This window comes from Microcoleus sp. PH2017_34_RAT_O_A (genome assembly GCF_020737885.1).
GTDB lineage: Bacteria > Cyanobacteriota > Cyanobacteriia > Cyanobacteriales > Microcoleaceae > Microcoleus.
This window is the reverse complement of sequence record NZ_JAEQDD010000040.1, coordinates 1-19,181: the sequence shown is the minus strand read 5'-3', so window position 1 is coordinate 19,181 and position 19,181 is coordinate 1. Positions and strand designations below refer to the sequence as shown.

The 19,181-nt window shown below is 44.7% G+C and carries 28 protein-coding genes and 1 pseudogene; 16 read left to right on the top strand and 13 right to left on the bottom strand.

Going from position 1 to position 19,181, the window contains the following annotated elements; genetic code table 11:
- Positions 1-32: 32 nt before the first annotated feature.
- Positions 33-1,481, bottom strand: a complete 1,449-nt coding sequence (locus JGK11_RS15270) for a GTP-binding protein (protein ID WP_293180065.1) — start codon at positions 1,479-1,481, stop codon at positions 33-35.
- A 212-nt stretch (positions 1,482-1,693) separates the two neighbouring features.
- Here JGK11_RS15270 and JGK11_RS15265 point away from each other — a divergent pair, with 212 nt between their 5' ends.
- From JGK11_RS15265 to JGK11_RS15245, 5 genes and pseudogenes are all read left to right on the top strand, one after another.
- Complete coding sequence (locus tag JGK11_RS15265; protein WP_293180063.1) at positions 1,694-2,530, top strand: type II CAAX endopeptidase family protein; 837 nt, start codon at positions 1,694-1,696, stop codon at positions 2,528-2,530.
- Positions 2,531-2,593: 63 nt separating this feature from the next.
- Entirely contained in the window at positions 2,594-2,812 is a 219-nt protein-coding gene (locus JGK11_RS15260) for a hypothetical protein (protein ID WP_293180061.1), read from the top strand.
- The gene (locus tag JGK11_RS15255) at positions 2,805-3,236 is read left to right on the top strand and encodes a hypothetical protein (protein ID WP_293180059.1); all 432 of its coding nucleotides are present in this window, start codon (positions 2,805-2,807) and stop codon (positions 3,234-3,236) included. Before JGK11_RS15260 ends, JGK11_RS15255 begins: the two co-directional genes overlap by 8 nt.
- A pseudogene (locus JGK11_RS15250) lies at positions 3,229-3,444 on the top strand (CPBP family intramembrane glutamate endopeptidase); the annotation flags it as partial. The gene JGK11_RS15255 and the pseudogene JGK11_RS15250, both read left to right, overlap by 8 nt.
- Before the next feature lie 87 nt (positions 3,445-3,531).
- Positions 3,532-3,759 carry a DUF433 domain-containing protein gene (locus JGK11_RS15245; RefSeq protein ID WP_293197024.1) on the top strand — a complete coding sequence of 76 codons (228 nt, stop codon included), beginning with the start codon at positions 3,532-3,534 and terminating at the stop codon, positions 3,757-3,759.
- Positions 3,760-3,883: 124 nt separating this feature from the next.
- Here JGK11_RS15245 and JGK11_RS15240 read toward each other — a convergent pair whose 3' ends face one another.
- From JGK11_RS15240 to JGK11_RS15230, 3 genes are all read right to left on the bottom strand, one after another.
- Positions 3,884-4,261, bottom strand: a complete 378-nt coding sequence (locus JGK11_RS15240) for a HEPN domain-containing protein (protein ID WP_293212205.1) — start codon at positions 4,259-4,261, stop codon at positions 3,884-3,886.
- The gene (locus tag JGK11_RS15235) at positions 4,251-4,715 is read right to left on the bottom strand and encodes a hypothetical protein (RefSeq protein ID WP_293212203.1); all 465 of its coding nucleotides are present in this window, start codon (positions 4,713-4,715) and stop codon (positions 4,251-4,253) included. The genes JGK11_RS15240 and JGK11_RS15235 overlap by 11 nt, the downstream gene beginning before the upstream one ends.
- Positions 4,716-4,854: 139 nt before the next feature.
- On the bottom strand, positions 4,855-5,085 hold the full coding sequence (locus JGK11_RS15230) for a hypothetical protein (protein ID WP_363319191.1): 231 nt from the start codon (positions 5,083-5,085) through the stop codon (positions 4,855-4,857).
- 56 nt (positions 5,086-5,141) lie between these two features.
- Between JGK11_RS15230 and JGK11_RS15225 the strand changes: the two genes are divergently transcribed.
- Positions 5,142-5,462 (top strand): S-layer protein, encoded by a 321-nt coding sequence (locus JGK11_RS15225; protein ID WP_293190108.1) that lies wholly within the window; start codon positions 5,142-5,144, stop codon positions 5,460-5,462.
- Here the strand turns inward: JGK11_RS15225 and JGK11_RS15220 are convergent.
- The 6 genes from JGK11_RS15220 to psbH form a co-directional block, all read right to left on the bottom strand.
- Complete coding sequence (locus JGK11_RS15220; protein ID WP_293212201.1) at positions 5,424-5,753, bottom strand: helix-turn-helix transcriptional regulator; 330 nt, start codon at positions 5,751-5,753, stop codon at positions 5,424-5,426. The two genes, JGK11_RS15225 and JGK11_RS15220, sit on opposite strands and share 39 nt — an antisense overlap.
- Before the next feature lie 105 nt (positions 5,754-5,858).
- The gene (locus JGK11_RS15215; RefSeq protein WP_293212199.1) at positions 5,859-6,227 is read right to left on the bottom strand and encodes a type II toxin-antitoxin system RelE/ParE family toxin; all 369 of its coding nucleotides are present in this window, start codon (positions 6,225-6,227) and stop codon (positions 5,859-5,861) included.
- A gap of 249 nt (positions 6,228-6,476) precedes the next feature.
- Positions 6,477-6,743 carry a DUF3146 family protein gene (locus JGK11_RS15210; RefSeq protein ID WP_293212197.1) on the bottom strand — a complete coding sequence of 89 codons (267 nt, stop codon included), beginning with the start codon at positions 6,741-6,743 and terminating at the stop codon, positions 6,477-6,479.
- Positions 6,740-7,402 carry an aminoacyl-tRNA hydrolase gene (gene pth, locus JGK11_RS15205; RefSeq protein ID WP_293180039.1) on the bottom strand — a complete coding sequence of 221 codons (663 nt, stop codon included), beginning with the start codon at positions 7,400-7,402 and terminating at the stop codon, positions 6,740-6,742. Before pth ends, JGK11_RS15210 begins: the two co-directional genes overlap by 4 nt.
- Positions 7,403-7,654 carry a TatA/E family twin arginine-targeting protein translocase gene (locus JGK11_RS15200; protein ID WP_293180036.1) on the bottom strand — a complete coding sequence of 84 codons (252 nt, stop codon included), beginning with the start codon at positions 7,652-7,654 and terminating at the stop codon, positions 7,403-7,405. It lies immediately after the preceding gene.
- A 150-nt stretch (positions 7,655-7,804) separates the two neighbouring features.
- Positions 7,805-8,008, bottom strand: a complete 204-nt coding sequence (gene psbH / locus JGK11_RS15195) for a photosystem II reaction center protein PsbH (protein WP_293127124.1) — start codon at positions 8,006-8,008, stop codon at positions 7,805-7,807.
- Positions 8,009-8,224: 216 nt separating this feature from the next.
- On the opposite strand from psbH, the gene psbN reads away from it, so the two are divergent.
- The 3 genes from psbN to JGK11_RS15180 all read left to right on the top strand — a co-directional run bounded on the left by psbN (position 8,225) and on the right by JGK11_RS15180 (position 10,624).
- Positions 8,225-8,356: a photosystem II reaction center protein PsbN gene (psbN, locus tag JGK11_RS15190; RefSeq protein WP_193971847.1), complete on the top strand. Its 132-nt coding sequence runs from the start codon at positions 8,225-8,227 to the stop codon at positions 8,354-8,356.
- 254 nt (positions 8,357-8,610) lie between these two features.
- Positions 8,611-9,711: a chorismate synthase gene (gene aroC / locus JGK11_RS15185; RefSeq protein WP_293151084.1), complete on the top strand. Its 1,101-nt coding sequence runs from the start codon at positions 8,611-8,613 to the stop codon at positions 9,709-9,711.
- 1 nt (position 9,712) lies between these two features.
- Complete coding sequence (locus tag JGK11_RS15180; protein ID WP_293180031.1) at positions 9,713-10,624, top strand: MBL fold metallo-hydrolase; 912 nt, start codon at positions 9,713-9,715, stop codon at positions 10,622-10,624.
- A 417-nt stretch (positions 10,625-11,041) separates the two neighbouring features.
- On the opposite strand, the gene JGK11_RS15175 is transcribed toward JGK11_RS15180, so the two are convergent.
- Entirely contained in the window at positions 11,042-11,299 is a 258-nt protein-coding gene (locus tag JGK11_RS15175) for a hypothetical protein (RefSeq protein WP_293180028.1), read from the bottom strand.
- A gap of 175 nt (positions 11,300-11,474) precedes the next feature.
- Between JGK11_RS15175 and JGK11_RS15170 the strand changes: the two genes are divergently transcribed.
- From JGK11_RS15170 to JGK11_RS15155, 4 genes are all read left to right on the top strand, one after another.
- Positions 11,475-12,470: a hypothetical protein gene (locus tag JGK11_RS15170; RefSeq protein WP_293180025.1), complete on the top strand. Its 996-nt coding sequence runs from the start codon at positions 11,475-11,477 to the stop codon at positions 12,468-12,470.
- A gap of 822 nt (positions 12,471-13,292) precedes the next feature.
- Positions 13,293-13,886 (top strand): class II aldolase/adducin family protein, encoded by a 594-nt coding sequence (locus tag JGK11_RS15165; RefSeq protein WP_293190114.1) that lies wholly within the window; start codon positions 13,293-13,295, stop codon positions 13,884-13,886.
- A gap of 413 nt (positions 13,887-14,299) precedes the next feature.
- Positions 14,300-14,854 (top strand): Npun_F5560 family protein, encoded by a 555-nt coding sequence (locus JGK11_RS15160; protein ID WP_293151059.1) that lies wholly within the window; start codon positions 14,300-14,302, stop codon positions 14,852-14,854.
- On the top strand, positions 14,847-15,500 hold the full coding sequence (locus JGK11_RS15155) for a hypothetical protein (RefSeq protein ID WP_293197026.1): 654 nt from the start codon (positions 14,847-14,849) through the stop codon (positions 15,498-15,500). The genes JGK11_RS15160 and JGK11_RS15155 overlap by 8 nt, the downstream gene beginning before the upstream one ends.
- A gap of 97 nt (positions 15,501-15,597) precedes the next feature.
- Here JGK11_RS15155 and JGK11_RS15150 read toward each other — a convergent pair whose 3' ends face one another.
- The gene (locus JGK11_RS15150) at positions 15,598-15,942 is read right to left on the bottom strand and encodes an STAS domain-containing protein (protein ID WP_293197027.1); all 345 of its coding nucleotides are present in this window, start codon (positions 15,940-15,942) and stop codon (positions 15,598-15,600) included.
- A gap of 345 nt (positions 15,943-16,287) precedes the next feature.
- Here JGK11_RS15150 and JGK11_RS15145 point away from each other — a divergent pair, with 345 nt between their 5' ends.
- From JGK11_RS15145 to JGK11_RS15135, 3 genes are all read left to right on the top strand, one after another.
- Positions 16,288-16,911, top strand: coding sequence for a DedA family protein (locus tag JGK11_RS15145; protein ID WP_293151269.1), 624 nt, complete (start codon positions 16,288-16,290; stop codon positions 16,909-16,911).
- 197 nt (positions 16,912-17,108) lie between these two features.
- On the top strand, positions 17,109-17,843 hold the full coding sequence (locus JGK11_RS15140; RefSeq protein ID WP_293212196.1) for a hypothetical protein: 735 nt from the start codon (positions 17,109-17,111) through the stop codon (positions 17,841-17,843).
- Between the two features lie 63 nt (positions 17,844-17,906).
- Complete coding sequence (locus tag JGK11_RS15135; RefSeq protein WP_293212195.1) at positions 17,907-18,530, top strand: Uma2 family endonuclease; 624 nt, start codon at positions 17,907-17,909, stop codon at positions 18,528-18,530.
- Positions 18,531-18,681: 151 nt separating this feature from the next.
- On the opposite strand, the gene JGK11_RS15130 is transcribed toward JGK11_RS15135, so the two are convergent.
- A complete protein-coding gene (locus JGK11_RS15130; RefSeq protein ID WP_293212193.1) occupies positions 18,682-19,140 on the bottom strand; it encodes a type IV pilin-like G/H family protein in 459 nt (152 codons plus the stop codon).
- Between the last annotated feature and the right edge of the window lie 41 nt (positions 19,141-19,181).

The window sequence follows — 19,181 nt, the reverse complement described above, 5'->3', positions numbered from 1 at the left end:
ACTACTGACTACTGACTAATGACTACTGACTACTAAGATTGCTGTTTTTCCACACTTCCCAAATTCAACTTAGCGCGCAATTCATCCTTAATCCGATTTAAAATAGAATCCTCATCCAAAGAAGCCAAAATCTTACTCACCACAGCCTTCGGCCCATCATCACCCCAAGAAGCACCATTAGCCAAATAAGCCTTAGTAACTTGACCAATTCCGTAGCAAGAAACCCCAGCAATTGCAGCTTGAGTCACAGCCACAGAAACATAAGGCCCCAAAGCCAAACCACCCGTCGCCGGCGTCGCCAAACCCAGCAATCCTTTCAAAGAACTTAAGCCAAAATTCGCTAACAATTCCCCCGCAGTAATTCCCCCCATACTAATCGCAATCTTTTGCAGCAATTCCACCGCCCCCGCTTCGGTCATCGGAATGCCGTAAACTTTAGATAGAGTTAATATCATCACCACATCAATTACCGCCCCGCTGAGAATATCAACTATTGTAATTGGATTCAGGGCGATCGCCACAGCTTTAGTCATTACCCCATTCCAGATAATCCGGTTAGCAGCATCATCGCGAATCTCCATTTTTCGCTGCACCAACTGCTCGTTAATATCCCCCGCACAGAGCATCGTATTCAGCGCCACCAAAGATTTACCTTCTCTGTCTAAAATCTCCAAAATTTTTAATTTTAAATCTTGTACTTGTGGTAAACTGCGCGTCATTTTTACTCCCATACTTCCGTCGGGACGGCGCACCGCCTGCGCTGTCAAAGGTGAAGCCGCCGACATCACAATTTCATCGGGAGATAGCAATTCTCTCACGCGATCGTCCCGGATTTTATGATAAATTGCCAGCCTGTCTGCATCGGGATACTGGTCAATTTTATTAAACACTAATAACATCGGTTTTCCGGCTTCCCGCAACTGCGAAAGTGCTGCGTATTCTACTTTTGTAATATCGCCAGCCACCACAAACAAAATCAAATCGGCTTGTTGCGCGACGCGACGGGCTAAAAGTTCGCGAGTTTCGCCGTCAACTTCATCAATTCCCGGAGTATCGATTAATTCTACTTGCGACAAACGGTAAATAACCGGCGAAAGTCTATCGGGTAAATCATCATCAACACCATCTCCGACATCCCACTGGCCAATAGTTGTGGTGCGAGTCACCCCGTGAGTCGGGCCCGTTTCAAACACATTTTGACCCAAAAGCGCGTTCAAAACCGAAGATTTTCCCCTTCCTACCATCCCAAACACAGCGATTTGCACGCAAGCGCGCTCTAGCTTGTCGAGCATGGTTTCCAAGCCGCCAATTTCCGGCTCCAGTCCAGTTCGCTCTTGTGCTGTCAAATCGAGATTTTCTACTATATCTCGCAGAGCATCTTTGGCGCGGCGCAGGTTTAGTTCTGCTTGAATGTCTGCGAAGCTTAATATTGTGTCGTCTAATTCGCGATCGACATTTGAAAAATCCGATACTTCAGTCATTGTTACCTGATGTTATAGCTTTGCTTTACTTAAAGTTTCTACCGATATGATGCTATTCTAGCTTTTTCTGTGGGCTTTGTACATTAGGGGTAGGGCAATGGCGTGTTTATAATCCGGGTATGGACACAGCAATGCTGTGTCCTCATCCTGGTAAGGACACAGCAATGCTGTGTCCCTACAGATATCATGTAAAACTTGTTTAATTTACAACAATGATTAACCGCCTCCAAATAATAGCCAGTTATCCATTTCCATTACGTGTAATAATTTTCCTCTTAATCTTAGCAGCAATCTGGCTACCGCTAGCCGTACCAATTTATCTCTTAGTTAAAGATAGTAACCTAGCAACCATTCTGACAATGGGATTGCTGTTTACCGAGTTTTTGTTGCTACTTCCGCGCTGGGGAAAACAGGTTTACAGACAAACGCAATTGCTCAAAAGTTATGGTTTAGTAAATACGCGACAAAACGGTTTTGAGCTTTTGACGGGATTGGCGATCGGCATTTCGATTACTTTCACCCTATTTTTTGTGCAAGGGCTGCTCGGCTTTGTCGCATGGCAAAATTCTCATAATTTGCCGAGAATCATCGCAGAAGGGCTATTAAGCGCCCTGGGAGTGGGTTTTGCAGAGGAGTTGGTATTCCGGGGTTGGTTGTTCGACGAGTTGCAGCGGGATTACAGTTATCCGATGTCTGTGCGGGCGAACAGTCTGGTGTTTGCCCTATCTCATTTTATCAAACCCGTGGAGGCAATGCTGCGGACTTGGCCTCAGTTTCCGGGGCTGTTGTTGCTGGGTTTGATCCTGGTTTTGGCAAAGCGAAGTTGTCAAAATCGATTGGGTTTGTCGATCGGGCTTCATGCAGGTTTAGTCTGGGGATACTATATAATTAACGTCGGAGAGTTAGTGCGATATTCTGGCTCTGTCCCGGATTGGGTGACTGGAATTAACGGCAATCCGTTGGCTGGTGCGATCGGGCTATTGTTTTTGAGCGTGTTGGCTGTGGGAATGCGACAGATGTCGGAACAGTCCAAAGGGCGATCGGATTAATCAATTCTTGAAAATGGCATAATATATCAGACCATACTCTACAACCAACCTGGGGAAATTTTTATGCAGCTTGCTGAACTTCTACCACTCGTCAAAGATTTGCCTCACACTGACAAACTTTTACTACTGCATTTTATCGTATCAGAATTACTCCAAGAATCAGGTATAGTTCCGCTAGAAGAGCAAGGCAAAGTATCTAGCACTAATTCCTACAACTCTTTTGAAGCCGCTGCTGTATTAGCAAAGGCATTATCAGAAGAAAAAGCAGTAAAACATGGTTGATAAAGTCAGATTTGCGTTTACCGAAATCGATCCGCAACTGGGTGCATTAAGTACATTGCCTTACTTGCCACTAACTTTAACTTATCAGAATTGCTCTTTAAGTGCATCAGGCTTGCTAGATACAGGTTCTAGTGTTAACGTATTGCCCTACGAAATGGGATTAAGATTAGGAGCAATTTGGGAACGTCAAACACTTTCTGTTCCATTAGGAGGCAATTTGGCTAGGTTTGAGGCGCGGGCTTTGGTATTGAGGGCGAACATTGAGCGCTTTCCTCCAGTGGATTTAGCTTTTGCTTGGACAAAAGACAGGAATGCTCCATTAATTCTAGGACACATGAATTTCTTTCTGGAGTTTGATGTCTGCTTATACCGGGCTGAATTATTATTTGAAATTAGTCCTAAAAGGAGAGGAGAGCAAAGATAGGCTGGGTTTGTCGATCGGGATTCATGCAGGTTTAGTCTGGGGATACTATATAATTAACGTCGGAGAGTTAGTGCGATATTCTGGCTCTGTCCCGGATTGGGTGACAGGAATTAACGGCAATCCGTTGGCTGGTGCGATCGGGCTATTGTTTCTAGGTACATTGGCTGTGGGAATGCGGCGGATGTCCGAACAATCCAAAGGTTTGTAATATATCCATCAGGTGCGTCGCTATGAGATTGTTGGGATTGAGTTAGGAATTTATCGCAGGATCCACACCCTACAACTACTTAGGCTTATGTCTCAGAATTTTCAGATAATTAGTATTTCTGGTGAAATCATGGGCGGAACACCTGTTTTTATTGGCACTAGGGTTCCTGTCCAAACACTTTTTGACTATTTAGAAGCCGGAGAGTCAATTGATGATTTTTTAGATGGATTTCCCACTGTAACTAGGGAGCAAGTAATTGCTCTGTTTGGCAGATTTGAAGCCTGTGGTGCCGAATATTTTGGCAATCTTAGCTAAGGTAGTAAAAGGTCAAGCTACGGTTGTTAGTGCGTAAGGGCGATATTTTGATCCATGACTCCATCGGCTGATGAAGCAACAAACCGGACTACAGCAAAAAAGCATTACCAAATTAAATTGATATTTAGAGACTACTTAGGTTAGAAATTATTTCTTGAGAACGCTTGATCGCAATACTAGCAATCGCAGATAATAAGGGAAAATTATCGTCATAGTCTGCTTGATTTCGATATCGGCGCAGCACTGCTAAATTATCGGCGATTAATTGACATCTTGAGTCAGGATTAATATCAAATTCTTGCCAAACATAGCGGTGAATATCGCTGGTTTTTGGCAGGGAATGACCTTGTTTATCTCGCAAATAGTTCCGCGCTAAGATAAAAGCAGCATAATAGGAACGACTGATAGCATCCCTCAATCGCGCCTCCTGTTCAGCAGGAATAGTTGCTTGACCAGCAAGTTCTTTTGCTAAATTTAGATATTGCGACCAATCAAAACTCATCAGTATATTCCAAAATCGTATAAAAGTTCTCCCGAATTTCATGGGATAATCCCCGAGACCAATTTTTACGCAATTCATCTTCTTTATCCATTGCTTCATCGGGAGCGAGGTCTGTTAAGATGATTGAGAGAACCAGATGAATATAGTTAGGAATTTCGGGGTCATTGATGACTTGAAGTAATAGTTTTTGTTCGGGAAAATAATGGCTAATCTGAACCGGTGCTTCTAGCACAACGGGAAGTAAAAACGGATATTTGTTAATAAAGTCAATGACTTCTGTCTTGTCTCGGAAAATGTATGATTTTTCTAGGGTTTCGATGTCTGATTGGGAAATGAGGAAAGGCGCGACACTCGGTGCTGATATCTTGTCTAAAATTAAGGATGCTATGACATTTTGTTCGGCTTCGGGTAGTTGAGAGACAGTGGCAAAAGTTTCTGCTAATAGGTTATTCATTTTATAAATCTCCTATGGGACTATTCGTGATAAAAATCAATATTTCTAATTATAATCTGTTCGGCGGTGAATCTGAAAAAACATATTTTTAGCGCTACGTGCGAGAGGGAAAAAGAAAGAAGAGTAAAGGGGAAAAGGGCTAAGAAGTCCACGGAGTCACACACACAACTCGAAAACCGTTGCTGTCGTTGTCGAGTAAGCGTTTAGCTGGTAAAATAGCAGGATTGGGGTGTTTCGGCTGAAGATGTTTGACAACGCAGTGGGGATGTCCGGGTAAGTCTAAATCTTTGGCTAAGTATGTGTCGCCAAAACCGCCTTGTCCCAAGTCTTTGATCGTTTGATAACGATTGCGGAGAATAGGACTCGGCATAGTTTTCAGGGAATGCAGTGGAAGTTAGGATCTATTGTCGCACAAAAAGTAATTAGATGCTTAAAATCAGAATCGTTGCCGCATTTGTACTGCTAGTTAGTGCCTGTTGTTCATCTCCCGCAAAAGCACAAAAGCTTGCACCAATAAAGCCCAGTAATTCTTTAGTTCAAGTCCAGCCAACCCGCGAACAAATCCTGAATGCTTGCGTACAGAATCGCGCGGAAACTTTGCCAAATCCTTTTACCGATGTGCCGCCAAATCACTGGGCTTACAAGGCAGTTTTAACGATGTATTATTGTGGCGCTTACCGAGAAGCAACTGCGCCTGCTTTTCCGACATCAGATAGTGACAACACTAATTCCAGGAATCTCAGGTGATTTTAGCTTTGGCTTCACTACAATTTGTACATCGCACCCTAAAGCATTCAAAAACCGAAACAACCTTTCTGTAGAAAAACCTGTCAGTTTCCCTCTCATCAAGGCTGAAACTTTGGGCTGGTCAATTCCTAATACTTGTGCTGCTTGAAGTTGATTCAGTTTCCTTTGAGTAATTATCTCATTTATCTGGCGCACCAGTTCAGCCTTCATCAGCATTTCATCAGCATTAGGCATACCCAAATCCGCAAATATATTACCACTACTAACTTGAATATCGATCTCTTTACTCACGATTATCTCCTTTTTATATTGTCTTGGTTATCTCTACAACAGTAGCGGTTAATTTCCAGCTTATTTAGAAATATAAGTAACTGCTATTACTACTTATTTTCACCGCTACTTATTCTTGAACTCTTCGTAATGCTCTTGAGCTCGTTTTAGTCTTTCTTGGATTAAGGTAATATCCTGTTGTGGTGTAGCAATTCCTTTTTTTGATTTTTTCTGAAAAGCGTGCAAAACATATACTGTATCTGCAAATTTTACGGTGTAAACGGCTCTATAGGTATCCCCATCATGGTCATCGGTAATTTCCAAAACTTTGGCACTTCCAAATCCTTTGAGAGGTTTAGCAGATTCGTATTTATCTCCTGTTTGTGCTAGATATAGAGCATAGCCCATGATGTCATGTACCTCTTCAGGAAATCCTCTAAAATCTTTCAAAGAACTTCCGATCCATACAACCGTTTTGAGTGATGGCTGTGTCATTTATAGAATAATTTAGATATTTTTCTATACATACTATCTACCAATTAAAAAGTAAAATGCAATCAAAGCGATGGTTTGATCCATTAACAACGTCCTAACCGTCTTGGCGGCTGCTATGTTTAATGATTTTATGCCCACAATTATATTATGCTAGATTTAGCATAATGTGTCAAGGATCAAAAAAGATTGAATTAATATGAACAGGATTTAAACAATGTTAATCCACGTTCATCTGCGATCGCAAAAATCTCAAAATTCAGCCCGAACCGTAAACGAATAATCGCCCCCTGGTTCAAGCTGATAATCCCATTTCTCTAAAAAACGGTGCAGCGGTTCCTGAATCAATGCCCTACCCTGAGAAGGTTCCAGAATTAGTGTTTTTTCTTCCCGAAAACGCCATTGAAAGTGCCACTCAAAACTGCCGGCAGTCACTTCACCTTCAAGCGTGCCTTTTAGCCAAGATTGACCCGTAACTCGGACATGGGCTGTAGTTTCAGGCAAACGTCTCGAACTCACCTTTTTGTTTCCGCGTTTGTTTCTATAATGGTACGATTGTTGTAGAGACTCATGCTTTTTTCTATTCCTTGTTGCAGACTTAGCTCGATCGCCTCTACAACCAATTTCAGCATCTTCTCTACTAACTGACTTTCCTCTGAGGAAAATTTTCCTAATACGAAGGAAATCGTATCTTTATCATTTTTAGCAGGATCGCTTTGAGGTTTGCCGATGCCAATCCGCAATCGGGGAAATTTGTCTGTCCCCAAATGAGAAATTGTGGATTTCATGCCGTTGTGCCCGCCCGCTGAACCGGCTAGGCGCATTCTCATTTTCCCGATCGGCAAATCCATATCGTCGTACACTACTAACACAGCAGGCGCAGGTATTTTGTACCAATCCGCAGCCGCCCGAATCGATTGGCCCGACAGATTCATGTACGTCAGCGGTTTCAGCAACCGAATTTTCTGTCCGCGCGGCCGATTTCCCTCGCCGAATATGCCTTGAAATTTGCGATTTTCCGACAGCGAAATCTGCCAAGCTTGAGCCAAAGCATCTACTGCATTAAAGCCGATATTGTGTCGCGTGCGATCGTACTTTGGTTCTGGATTCCCCAAACCTACAATTAGCTGGGGAATCACCAACTCTGCTGGAGTTTCCGACTTCTGAGTGTTGTTCATTTAAATGTCTGTGCTATCTTCCTTAACAGCCGCGAGTTTTTCCGGTTCCGGCTTTTTGATTGCGACTGCTTCTTCTAACTGCTTCGTTTCCCGCGTAAACTCCGACTCAAAATCCCGCGAAGCATCCTGAAAACTCCGCAGTGCTTTCCCGAAACTACGACCAATTTCTGGCAACTTTTTCGGGCCGAATACCAACAGCGCGATGGTGAAAATTACTGCCATTTCCGGCAAGCCAATGCCAAAAATATTCATTTTGTTTCTCCTGCAATTTGTTTAATTAGTTAGAATTTAATTCCGACGCACTAACGGGAAAGGGCAAGGGGAAATGGGAAAACTTAGCTTTTACCCTTTCTCCTCTACCCTCAGCTTTTACTGTTAGTCTTAAATTTCGCTGCTCAAAGTTTAGCGGCCGAGACTCGACCAATCAACGTCCACATTCTCTAGAATCAGAGAAGAGTTGTAGATTTGCAAAATAATCAACAAGAACACGAAAAACAGTCCAATGAAAACGCTCATCAATAGGGTGGTTCCCCAACCGGGGGCTACCTTGCCGTATTCTGAGTTAAGGGGTTTGAGTCTGTCTCCCAACCAAGTCCGTTGTGCCATAAGTCACCTGCAATGAATCTCTACAGAAAAGTTTGACATATTTCCACCGCTAATTGCGATCGCAATTTCTCAGATCCCCCACTCGGACACTCTCCCCCTCTCCCTGTCCCACTCAGAGGCTGCCATACCGTACCGCGCCTCAAATTACTAGACTTTTAGACGAATTGTTATTTTTTGTAATATTATAGAGGGGATCACTCATAATCGCTCCTCAATATGGAACCAGCAGCAGTTCTCGGCATTTCTCTCGGTATGTGTCTGGTGGCAATCACCGGTTTCTCGATCTACACGGCTTTCGGCCCTCCTGCTAAGGAATTGAGAGATCCTTTTGAAGAACACGAAGATTAGAAATGAAGGAAGAAGGAAGAGGGAAGAAGGAAGATTTTCCCTCTCTCCCCATCTCCCCCTCCCCCCTCTCTCCCCATCTCCCCCTCTCCCCCTTTCCCAATTTTCCCCCTCCCCGCTGCGATCGAACTTCTGCGTTGCGCGAATCACCGTCTCCTGCTGCTCAATGCTATATTCTTTAAAATACGCTAAATCTATATTTGAGAAATCTATCTTCCAGTTAAAGTAAAAATTATTAAGTTTCAGGGAAAAGCATTATGGGCAATAGCTTTGGGCATCTATTTCGGATATCGACATTTGGGGAATCTCACGGCGGGGGTGTGGGAGTGGTAATTGACGGTTGCCCGCCTCTGGTGTCGATCGACCCATCGGAAATTCAAGCGGAACTCGATCGCCGCCGCCCCGGACAAAGCAAAATTACCACACCCCGCAAAGAAGCAGATACCTGCGAAATTCTGTCGGGTGTGTTTGAAGGCAAAACTCTGGGAACGCCGATCGCCATTTTAGTCCGCAATCAAGACACTCGTCCCCAAGATTATGGCGAAATGGCCACAACTTACCGTCCTTCCCATGCTGATGCTACCTACGATGCTAAGTACGGAATTCGCAACTGGCAAGGCGGAGGTCGATCGTCGGCGAGAGAAACAATTGGTAGAGTAGCAGCAGGGGCGATCGCCAAAAAAATTCTCCAACAAGCAGCAGGCGTAGAAATAGTCGGCTACGTCAAACGCATCAAAGACTTAGAATGCGTCGCCGACCCGGACACTGTTACCTTAGAACAAGTAGAAAGCAACATCGTTCGCTGTCCCGATGCCGAATGCGCCATTAAAATGATTGAACTGATCGAAAAAGTTCGCGACAGTGGAGATTCGATCGGCGGCGTAGTCGAATGCGTCGCCCGCAACGTACCCAAAGGTCTGGGAATGCCGGTATTCGACAAACTCGAAGCCGATTTGGCCAAAGCGATTATGTCATTACCCGCCAGCAAAGGCTTTGAAATTGGTTCGGGCTTTGCGGGGACTCTGCTTTTGGGCAGCGAACATAATGATGAATACTATACTGATGAACAAGGAGAAATTCGTACAGTCACGAATCGCTCCGGTGGAATTCAGGGTGGCATTGCTAACGGTGAAAATATCATTCTGCGCGCGGCTTTCAAGCCAACTGCAACAATTCGCCAGCAACAGCGCACAGTCACCCGAGAGGGGGAAGCAACGCTGCTGGCGGCAAAAGGAAGGCACGACCCTTGCGTTTTACCAAGAGCTGTGCCAATGGTCGAAGCAATGGTAGCTTTAGTGTTGTGCGACCATCTGCTGCGCCATCACGGACAATGTGGAACCTTAAAGTCTGAATTTTAAAATGGAAATCAGCTTGTCCTCTGTAGTGGCAAATCCCGTTGATTGCCCTCAACCCTCCGAAGCAATAAAAGGTATAGATGATTTTGTAGTACAGTTCTGGGGCGTGCGGGGCAGTGTTCCGACACCCGGATCGGAAACTGTTCGCTACGGTGGCAATACTTCTTGTTTGGAAATGCGAGTCGGTGGAAAACGCTTGATTTTTGACGGCGGAACTGGCTTGCGGATGCTGGGAGACCAGTTGCTGCAAGAAATGCCCGTGCAAGCTTATATGTTTTTTACTCACTATCACTGGGATCACATTCAAGGGTTCCCAATGTTCGCCCCAGCTTTCATTCGCGGCAATAGCTTTGATATTTATGGGGCAATTCCCCCCGATGGAGATTGCCTGAAACGGCACTTCGTCGAACGGGTTTTGCACTCCAATTCGCCGGTACCGCTGATGGGTTTGCCGGCAGATCTGACTTTTCACGAGATCGATCACAACCAGACGATGATGCTGGACGATATTGAGATTAGAACTGGTTCTCTGAATCACCCGAATACTGCTATGGGATATCGGGTGACTTGGCAGGGACGTTCAGTTGTTTACTGTTCGGATACGGAACATTTTCCCGATCGAATAGATGAAAATGTGTACAATTTAGCCCTCGACGCTGACGTGCTGATCTACGATGCGATGTACACCGACGAGGAATATCACAACCCCAAGTCTCCGAAGGTGGGTTGGGGACACTCGACTTGGCAGGAAGCGGTGAGAATGGCTAAGGAGGCCCGGGTGAAACGGGTGGTGATTTTTCACCACGATCCGGCTCATACTGACGATTTTCTCGATCGCATCGCCGAAGACGTGCAAATCGCTTTTCCCAAGGCTGTTATGGCCCGCGAGGGTCTTATTTTGCCGATCGGCTTCTGAACTTTCGTCGGTACGGTCGATCGTATCCTTTGTCAAATCATCATGATGATGATGATGATGATGTGGAGTAGGTCTCGCGGCCTGCTCCACAACTTTTTTATGTGTAGCAAAGAGTCTTGGTACGTGGTATAATTCTGACTTGGTAACTTTTTAGGAAGAATATTTAAGGTTTTTTTCATTGTTTGACAGGCTCTTATTTGAGAAAATCGAACAAAATTGGCAGTTTGTTATTCAAAGCGGGAGTTTAGCTGCTCAAGTCTGTAGACCCGATTACTGGACTTTCTGTGACTGTGATGGGTAGAAATATGCCGACCGGAAAAAATATCTAGTGCAAGCAAGGTCTCAGACTTTCGCCAAATGCCACGACAGAACTAACGTCGCCCCTAAACCAAAGCAAAAATTTATTGCGACGTGCTATTATTTGCGATCGAGTAACGACGCATCTGGCCCGATCGCTTCCGCAAAATGCACAGCAAGAAGTAAAATAACTGGAGGATTGCCAGAGGCGAAAAGGTCAACGTTTTGAGTGCCAACAAACACGGCAAAGCTCGTGAGAGCAGACTCTCGCGATGAGCGGCTGGTGGCAGCAAACTTCCCAAATCCCGATCGCCCAGTAATTTTCTGAGAATTCCTAAAGATAAAAGCTGAGGTTAGATTTACGAAAAAATACAGCATTGCGATGCTTTTTTCCGAACATGAATATTGGCAACTCTGAAAAGCCGATTTGAGAGCTTTTCGTTACAATCTGAGGAATTTTTCAGCAGTCAATTTCACTCAAAAGAAAGAGACTATCGCTCTTTGGTTTGGGACTAGCTGCAAGCAAAGTGAAAGTTATGACTTGACTATCAAAATGGGAAATTTACGTTTTAGATCTTCAGCAAATCAGTACAGATGGATTGCCTTAGGCAGTTTCGCTGTAATTATGGGTATTTCAGGGGCCCTTGCCTACCGCCTAGCTCCGCCACCCGGATTCATGGCCCAAGGCACTCTCACTTCTAACAATCCGCCAGTCAAATTTTCGAGCACGGGCACGACAATTCTCAAGCAGGGAGAGCAACTGACTCCGGATGTTCTACTGGCAGATAATGTTGTCAAAGCCGTGGCAGATGCAGTTAAACTGTCGCCGCAGCAAGTTCGACAAAATGCTAGCGTCCAGATTTCTAAGCCGGAACAACCGCTAGAGATTGCTGTTGGGTATCGCTCGCTCGATCAGCAGCAAGCAATCAAAACAGCGGATATGTTGATGAAGGGCATGGTTGAAAAAAGCCGGCTGATTAACAGATATCGCTGGCAATCAGTCAATCAGACGCTCAACCAACGCTTGGCACAAGTCACTCAAGACCTGAAACAAGCTCAGCAAAAACTCGACCAATACGAAAGAGAGCGCGCTCGCCTGTTGCAGCAAATGAAGCTTCAGCAAGACGTTTACAACAAAACTCAGCTTGCGATGGCGGATACGCAAGCCTCGGAAAAAGAAATGGTGAGCAGTTTGGCCGCCGCTACAGCGCCACAAATTGTGGCGACGCCCACGAGCGATCCAACTGTGCCTCTGATTGTGGGAGTTGGCCTGCTGTTAGCGATTTTGGTAAGTCGCGGTTTGATTCCTTCAGTGGCGGATTGGAGGAACAAAGCAGCTTTTCAGCGAGAAGAGAGCGAAAGGCTCCAAAGTGCTTTGTACCGACTGATCAAGGAAGGCAGCGGCGAAATCACTCTGGTACGGTTTGCGATGGAGACGCGGCTGTCGCCGGATGTCGCCCAGCGTTTTTTGAACCAACAAGCTGAAGTCTTTAATGCCAACTGTGAAATTAAAGACGACGGCAGCATTTTGTATCATTTCCACATTTAAAGGGCTGCGGGCGCGAGCCCTCCACAGAAGAGTTTAGCCGATCGAGCCACTGCTCGATCGGCTTGCTTTTTTGGGGCGAGCAGATGTTCCAGGAAGAAGGTTTCAGAGATACCTCACTTTTCGCGAGCAAAGATATATATGAAAAAAGGGAAAAAATAATAGCAATGGTTGCAGCTAGTTTTGGCGATCGGGCGGTCTTAACAGAACTTAATTAAGTTATATAAAAACACGGAAAAGCAATAAGAATAAGGGTTTTAGCAATTGACCACTCCTGATCGGCTGGCATTTGTGTTGATACTGGCTGGCATTTGTGTTGATTTGGTAAACTTTTTTGATTTTGTGTTCAGCTCACTTAAATATCTATATAATAAAAAATAAGTAAATGTACGGTTGATTTTACCTAAGTTTCCGGATAAAGGACTACTCGATCGTTAAATATTGTTGAGAGGGTTAACAAGCTCAGTAGAAATACTGTAATCTCAAGCAATAACTTGTTGAGGGAAGTTAGATAGTTTCACATAAGAGACTCGATCTAGCAAGAGCCAAGAATCAAACTCCCAGCCTGAAAGCGTGTGTTTTTACCTTCCACTTTTGCAATGACCTGTTGAGGCTAGACTTATGATGTTTGGAATAATTTGTTCTTCTTGCGTAGTATACTTTTTGCTAATGTCGATCGCCAATTACGGTGACACAGGAATGTAAATTATTGAAGGCACTCAGGCACTCTCGACAGAAGGCAGCAGACAAAAAAACAGTTTGACAACTTCGGTGAAGTCTCAGAAGCTGACTTGTGTGTCGTGGATTTGCTAGGAATAAAAATAGATGGATGAAGGAGTCGTTAAGTACCGCTGCGAATGGCAAGAGGCAGATCCTTTAGCTGCCGAGAACATAGCAGATTTGATGGACTGGCGCGATCGACTCCACTCTTGGGGACTAATAGGCGTCTACGAAAATAGTATTGGTTTTGGTAACATCAGTATCAGAATTGGCAATTCTTGTCAGTTCATTATTTCAGGCACCCAGACGGCACACTTGCCAAATCTGGGGCCTGAATTTTATTGTACTGTTACCGAATTTAACTTAGAACAAAATTTCCTCGGCTGTCGCGGCCCCGTACCAGCTTCGTCGGAGTCTCTAACTCACGCTGCACTGTACCTTCGCAGAGATGATGTGCGTGCGATAATTCACGTTCACAATCCTCAACTATGGCAGCAACTGCTGTTTAAAATTCCTACTACTAGAAAAGAGATACCCTATGGCACTCCTCAAATGGCGCTAGAAATGTTTAGACTTTTTGACGAGGAGAATTTGGCCGATCGCAAAATTCTGGCCATGGCCGGTCACGAGGACGGAATTATCTGTTTTGGCGGCACCTTGGATGAAGCTGGCAAAGTGCTCTCGGCGGCGATCGGGTAAACTGGAGATCTCGCACTCTTGCCAGAAAAAGCTCATCGTGATATGTAGTTAGAAACCAGGTTTCTACCAATTTTGCGACAGGGATAAGAAATCTACGCAGAAACCTGGTTTCTGAGGTAAGCGAGGCCACACAGATGAACTTGTCTCTCAAAAGCGGTTTTTTTAACCAAATATTTGACTCAAACCGCAATCATGCAACTGTAGGTGTGCGCTTCAATCCCTTATAAAATCTAAAATCTAAAATCTAAAATCGGCTGATGTTGGTGCCGATCGGGGTTAAACTGGGCTTGGTCGTTGATTTGTCACCGATCGCTCTAGCGACTGCGGGTTCAAAACTTTTCAAGTGCCTCTTGCCTCTGAGGTAAGGTAAAGATATTTTAAAGAAATATATAATGTAAAAACTGAGGGCCATTGTGAATCAGACGAAACTTGTAAGCTCAAAAGAACTGCAATCAGAGGTATCTCGTCTCACCGAAGAGCTGCAAATGCGCGACCAATTGGTGCAGCAGTTATCTCAAGAACTTTTCAGACTGGTCAAGGGAAATTCGAGTTTTGTCCCGGCGCCGGAAGTTTCCGATCGCCACCAAGCTCAAATGCAGGCGATGCGAGAACAATTGCAAGCCGTGGAAGAGCAAGTTGGTTTTTATCAAGAACAAATCGCCGAGCGCGATGCTGAGGTTTACCAACTGCGACAGTCGGTGCAAGAATTGACCGATCGCTCTAGAATGCTCGAACAGGTGGTTCAGGAATTGCCGGGAGTTTACCGCCAGAAGTTTGCCGAGCGGATCGAGCCGATTAAGGAAAAGTTGCAGCAACTGCAAAAGGAAAACAACCAGTTGCACACTGAGTTACAGAGCGTGACTTACCGTCTGGCGGTACGCAACCGCAAGGCTAAGGGCCTGGATCTGCCCAGCGTCGATCCTGAGGACGATCGCGGTATTCAAATGCCGAGCTTTGGCAATGCCTAAAGTTGTGATTGTAACAGGCTACGAACAAGGCTCGGCCGATCGCCTCAAGGCTGCGATCGCTCAATCCGATCCTTTAACTGAAGTCGAGATATGTGCGGTTTCTGAACTCAATTCTGGCGCGATCGCTCTTTCGGGGGCGATCGTTTGCCCTTTGACGCTGGATGTTCCGTCCAATCTGGTTTTTCCGGGTCAATATGTGTTTCGATTTGGCGCTAATGTTGCGGCGGCGCGCGATCGAGTGGCTCGGGAACTACAAGTGTCCGTCGGCGATGGCAATTTTTGGCTGCCGGTGGTGTTGACGGCAAAGGGGCCGCTGTATGCTGAGGCGATCGCTGGGGAATCTGACAAGTTGTCGAGCGAGTTGAGTTACTCTCAACCGCTGCATTTGTCTGATGTTTGGCGGCAGCAGTTGTACGAGTTGGCTTTCCGCTTGCTCGTGGATCTTTTAAATGCGCCACCGGCGACTTATTTGATGCAGTTCGGGTTCGTTGGGGACAGGATTTGTTTCGATCGACTTTTGCCTTTTCCGGCTGCACCTGCGATCGCTTCTGTCGGCGTTCAAGTACCGGATTTATTTGTCTGTTATTGGTATTGCTTGACAAATAAGCCTATTTACGATATGCAAATTACTTCTTTATGTTCGTAGTGAGGACTTTAGTCCTTTCTTGATGAATCAATTAGGACTCTTCGTCCTTACTACGAACCTAATTATGGGTAATTAACGGGAGATAGTAGAATTTTTATTAAGCAACTAAAGCGGGAGTTGCTGTTGAGATAATTTGCTCGAAAGTGTCAAAAATTTCAAAGAGTTGGTCGAGTTGAGTAATTTCAAAAATTAGCCTGACTGTGGCTGAGAGGTTGCAGATGACGAGGCGACATCCCCGGTGGCGGGCGGCGTTGAGCCCGCCGACTAAAGCGCACAGCCCCGAACTGTCGATGAAATCGACGCTAGTCATGTCAATTACCCACAGATTGTGGCGATCGGGCAAAATTTCTGCTAGCTGTTGTTGCAGGAGACTACCGGCTTGGGAGTCGAGGCAGTTTTGAGGCTGAAGCACGATGTGTTGGTGGAAGTTGGGAAATTGCATAACTGTTACCCTAAGATTGTAAAATGCGACTAAGTAAATTGATTTGCTGCTTCTGTCAAAAGACAGAATAATTTCAGCTAAAGTTTCAAGAGGCGATCGGGCTGACTAAATAATCGGAGGCGATCGCACTTGTGGTAGATTAAGTAAGATGACTGGCTTTCGATCGGAATGCAAGCGCAACAATTCCTGATTAATTGATTATCTCTGAAAGGTTAGTTTTTGCTTGAGCGGGCGATCGCAAGTGTAGTGTGTTTTTCATCACAGCGAAAGATTGCACTATTGGCCGAATCGAGCCAATATATAAAAGTATTGAGCTTTGCAAAAGTTTACGAAGGCAATATCGAAATGTCTTTTGAGTTTTTATCGTTAGAGACTATTCAGCAATTGGCGCGAGATTACGGCTACTGGGCTGTATTTTTCGGGATTTTGCTAGAAAATCTGGGAGTCCCTCTTCCAGGCGAGACAATTACGATTGCTGGCGGATTTTTGGCTGGCAGCGGGGAACTGAATTACTGGTACGTGCTCGGAAGTGCGATCGCCGGTGCGACTGTGGGGGGAAATTTCGGTTATGCGATCGGCAGATACGGCGGCTGGCCCCTGCTGCTGAAGCTGGGAAAAATCTTCCGCTTTCGGGAAGAACAACTGTTTGACTTAAAAGAAAAGTTTAGCGAAAATGCAGCTAAAGCCGTATTTTTGGGCCGTTTCATCGCACTGCTGCGAATTTTTGCCAGCCCCCTAGCGGGAATTGCAGAAATGCCCTTTTTGCAATTTTCATTCTTCAATATTTTGGGTGCCGCAAGCTGGGCATCCGTAATGGTAAGTTTGTCATACTTCTTAGGACAGGTTGTGTCTTTAGAGAAGTTAGTAGGTTGGGCTGCTCAATTTGCGGTAGTTGCTTTGCTATTAACAGTTGCTTGGATTGCAATTCCTATTTGGTTGGAGTCGCGGAATTTGGACAAGACTAAGTAGGGTTGGAGACTCTTCTCAAAAAGACTCAATCTTCTTGTGGAACGGGCATCTTGCCCGTTCTTAAAATAGTGTAACATCTGAGGTTAAACTTATATTTTACACCAATGTCAGGAACAGGCTAGAAGCCCGTTCCACAAACAATAAAACTTATTCTGAGGTAGACTTCGATATCTCTACATTTATAATAGATAGAAATCATGGGATACAGTACAATCTTTGAAGGCACATTTCATTTAAATCAGCGGTTATTGGATAGCGAAACTCTTTATTTATTAGAGTTTTCTCGGACGAGGCGAATGAAGCGAAATCCTGAAATTTTGCAAGATGTTCCCGATGCGGCGAGAACAGCCGTGGGTTTGCCTGTGGGCGAAGAAGGCTGCTATTTTGTCAATGAAAAGTGGGATGAAGAGTCGGAATTGTCGATCGTAAATTACAACCGCCCGCCGAAGACTCAGCCCGGATTGTGGTGTCAGTGGATTCCGACTGCTGACGGCGGGGGGATTCAGTGGAATGGCATGGAAAAGTTTTATGATTATGTGGAATGGTTGCAGTATCTGATTGACAATTTTATCGAACCTTGGGGTTATGTTTTGAGAGGCGAGGTGAATTGGCAAGGGGAAAGGGAAGAGGATGTGGGTATGATTTGGGTTGAGAATAATGTCATTATTTCACCCGAGGATGCACAGGAATTGCTGAGGTATGCGGTATCGCCGGTATCAGTGCCAAAGGTGGTTTGGGATTATTTGCAAGCGGTGGAAGCGACGGGGAAGCCTCTGACACATTGGTATGAATTAGTCGATCGGGCGGTGGAGTTGGGACACGGGGAAGCGGCGCTGTGGTTCAAGCCTAATATGGATAAGTATTTGGATGGTTGGGAGAGGGGTTTTGAGTTTGAGGGGAAGGTAATTAAAATGAAAGATAGTGAACTGTAAGCGGTTGTTTTGATTGCGGATAATCCGGTTATAATTGTTAGTACGATCGCAGGAGGATGTAGTATGACGGCATCAACAGAAATTCGCGAAGAAGTAATTGAGAGTAAGCCACAACCTTATTACACTCCAGCCGAGTATTTTGCTTTAGAAGAAGCAGCAGAGGACAAAAGTGAATATTGTCGCGGTCAAATATTACCAATGCCTGCGAATTCCGCCAACCACAATATGATAGTAGGTGATATTATTACTCCTTTGAATTTTGCTTTTAAAGGACAGAAACATTATCATTTATTTGCTTTGGGCTTGCGTTTGTGGATACCACAAAAGCAATTTTGTACTTATCATGATGTGATGGTGGTTGCGGGTAAGCTGGAGTTTGCGGAGGGGAGGAAAGATGCGATTACTAATGTGGTGATGGTGGCTGAGGTTTTATCGAAATCGACAGCGAATTACGATCGTGGTGACAAATTTAAACTTTTGCGATCGATTCCCACTTTGAGGGAGTATATTTTGATCGATCAGTACGAGATGCACGTCGAACAGTTTTCTAAGACGGATGACAATAAGTGGGTTTTGTCTGAGTATGATGGTGCTGAAGCGGTTCTGGTGTTGAGCTCGGTGCAGTTTGAGATGTCTTTGGGCGAAATGTACGATCGTGTGGATTTTGAGTCGGAGTATGATGAGTGAGGGTGATATTGAAATTACCAATTTCGGGCGATGGGAAATCGCGTCTACACACACAAAGTCCGCCTTCGCGGACTAGGAGAACAGGAAGTGCGCTAGGACTTTATTTGATACTAAGTCAATCGCGGATGTGCTATTAATTTTGAGGAAAGTTTTACGGCACTAACGAATAACCAGGAGGACACTTTATATTGGTAAAGTTGGTAGCTGTTGGTTTTCCAGGAAGCTTTTTTGAAGGTTCATTGCTTTGACAAAGTATGTGTTCAGTAGTTGATTGACCACTAGCTGTCTTAGCTAAAATAACTATACCTGTGTAGTTTCTTATTCCATCTATCTTTGCTAAAGCAATTGATTGAGCAAAATGATTATCGTTGCTCAAGACAATACTATATAAGTAATTTTCTGTTTCTGACTTCATACCTAGTTGCAATCTATCTATTCTAGATACAAAACGATTGGTGTCGGCGTAAGCAGCTCGTTGTGCTTGATTCATCATACCAACATACATTTTTGCTTCTGATTGTCTAACCTTGTTTTGTTGCTGTTCGAGATTAACTAGGGCTTGCTGAATAATTGATTGCCAACCAAGAGCAGGAGCGATCAATATATTCAAGCTTGGTTAAAGATAAGTTTTTTCTGTATCGAGTCGCCCCA